The sequence below is a fragment of the Armatimonas sp. genome (genome assembly GCF_031410135.1).
Lineage (GTDB): Bacteria > Armatimonadota > Armatimonadia > Armatimonadales > Armatimonadaceae > Armatimonas.
In genome coordinates, this window is sequence record NZ_JANNYP010000282.1 from 1 (window position 1) to 2,403 (window position 2,403).

The window sequence follows — 2,403 nt, forward strand, 5'->3', positions numbered from 1 at the left end:
CACTCACCGGGAGGTGAAACACCCGCCGCAATGTTCCAGAGGGAGTCTGTGATCGAGATCATCCTAGCCGTAAAGAGATCGTAGAGGGGGTTTCCCTCGGCTTTGAGCCTCGCGATGTAGGCCTTGAGCCGAGGAACCTTCACCTCGAGCACCGAGAGAACCAGCTCGCCCATGCCCGCTAAAGTGAAGTTAACACCGCCGGTGGACTGTGTGACAACGTAAATTTGCAAAGATGTAGGCGTATTAACCGGGATATCGACCGCCGGATCGTTGTTGTGCCGGTTTACCCCTTTCACCACAACATAGAAATCCGAGATCAGCCCTGGCATCACACTTGAGATCACCGAGATTACCTTACCTCCGAGGCCGATAATGACATCTGCGAGGAAGATCATTGGCAATAGCTCTGGCTGCACTGCGATTGCCATAGCCTGCACAATGATCATCCCAGCAGTGTAGATGATATTGACTAAGTTTGCGCCCGGTGAGTTGGTGACTGCCTGGAGCAACTTCTGCACCTGTAGCGTGAGAACGATTCGTTTTGCTTCGCTAACCTTCGTCCAGTCAATGCCCAGTGATCTGAAGCTCGACCGAAGATCACGGCCTCGTCCACGGGATACCAGGGCTTCGGGGGCAACTTCGGCAATCGCGTTTTGGAAGGTCTGAGCAAGATCTGACATCCCCGCGAGCACAGGTCCCTGAGCAAGAAGCGCATCGATGAGCTCTTTGGGTAGCTTCTGACCAGGGGCAACTGTGGAGGTGCCGTTCATCAGAGCTTGCAGGGAGTTGGGGTTGTCCGGGCCGTTCATCGCATCCTGATAGAACGCCATGAAGGCCGCGCCTTGAATGAGGGCGGCGCTGTCTAGCACAGGGCTATCCGCAAAGAGAGGAAGAACTCCCTTGGTCAAGAAGTCCTGAAAAAAGTCACCAAACGCCGCGAGCTCCGCGACAAGTGCGCGGGTGGTTCCGGGTGCCGCGACTAGTGCCTCGACCGTGAAGGTGTTCTGTGCGGGTTTCGGTGTGCCCGTACCGAGCTGAACGGTAACAGTAACGGGCCCGGCGGGGGGAGTGTGGGTTGTGCTCCCTGCGGCAAGAAAGGGAGGCACCAGAACCTGCATCCCTCCCGCCTCATCCCAGGAGTGGATAATCGCAGGAACGTCTCCGAATAAGACGCTTGCGCCGTCGTTTTCCGTTAGAGAGAGCCCCGTAAGCTGGACAACCGCTCCCGGTGCGGCGCGACTGGGCGTTACCGTGAAGTTGGTCGGGCCACCTCCCCCACTACCGCTACCGCCGCCACCCCCTCCACAGCCTGTCAGAAGATAGCCCGTTGCACCGCCTCCCACGGCAAGCAGAACCGCCCGCCGTGAGAGTAGAGTTGTTATCATTTTTGCTGTCCTTGTCCCCCACTCGATTTTGGGGACAAGCAGCAGTATAAGAGCCTAGCGTGACACTTCCGTGACAGATTGAGCTAGTGGCTCGACGTCGTTGCGACGGCGCAGGCTAGGCGGCAGTAAGATCGCCATGATGCTTCCGCAGAGGCTAAAGAGCCCCAGCACCATCAGGGGATACATAAAGCCACCCGTCTTGTCCTTGACCCAGCCCACCAGAAACGGCCCGGCAAAGCCCGCAAGGTTGCCCACGGAGTTGATCAGTGCCAAGCCCGCCGCCATCGCCGTGCCCCGCAGAAAGAGCTGAGGGATCGCCCAGAAGGGCCCTAAAATTGCCCACATCCCACTTGCCGCAACCGCCATCAGCGCGAGCTTCGCCCACACCGGAAGGCCTGGCAAACCTGAGCTTGCCATGGCAATCGCCCCGATCATTGCCGGAATCGCAATATGAAGCCGCCGCTCACCGGTCTTGTCAGAGTGACGCGCGTTAAGCACCATCACACACGCTGAGATGCTATAGGGGATTGCGGTCAGCAGACCCACTTTTATCAAGTCCGAGCCACCACCACTCATGTCTTTGACGATCTGTGGAATCCAGAAATTGATCCCATACATCCCCCCTACCATCAAAAAGAAAAGGGTGAAACAGTGCAACACTCGGCTGTCACGTAGCTGCCCCCCCGCGATCTTAAGGTCACGTTTCAGCCCTTGCATTAACGGCTCGTCATTGTTATGTCGATCCGTTCGCTCCCCCAAGCGACTCTGAATATAGTCCCGTTCCTCAGGGGTGAGCCACTTCGCATCGTGAGGGCCATTGGGAAGGTAGGCGAGCACCACGAACCCCAAGAGAACCGAGGGGAATCCCTCCAGGATAAAGAGCCACTGCCAGCCGAAGAGCCCCAGCCAGTTATGGGTCGCTTGCGTGATCCAGCCTGAGAGAGGCGCTCCAATAATAAAAGCAACTGCATTGGCCGTCATGAAGAGGGCCACGACCTGAGCACGCTCCTTCTGTGTA

At 57.5% G+C, this 2,403-nt stretch carries 1 protein-coding gene and 1 pseudogene; both read right to left on the reverse strand.

Going from position 1 to position 2,403, the window contains the following annotated elements; translation table 11 throughout:
- Positions 1–1,385, reverse strand: a pseudogene (locus RMO15_RS10345) (hypothetical protein); the annotation flags it as partial.
- 54 nt (positions 1,386–1,439) lie between these two features.
- The coding region (locus RMO15_RS10350) for an MFS transporter (RefSeq protein WP_309711598.1) at positions 1,440–2,403 on the reverse strand (964 nt) is incomplete at its 5' end.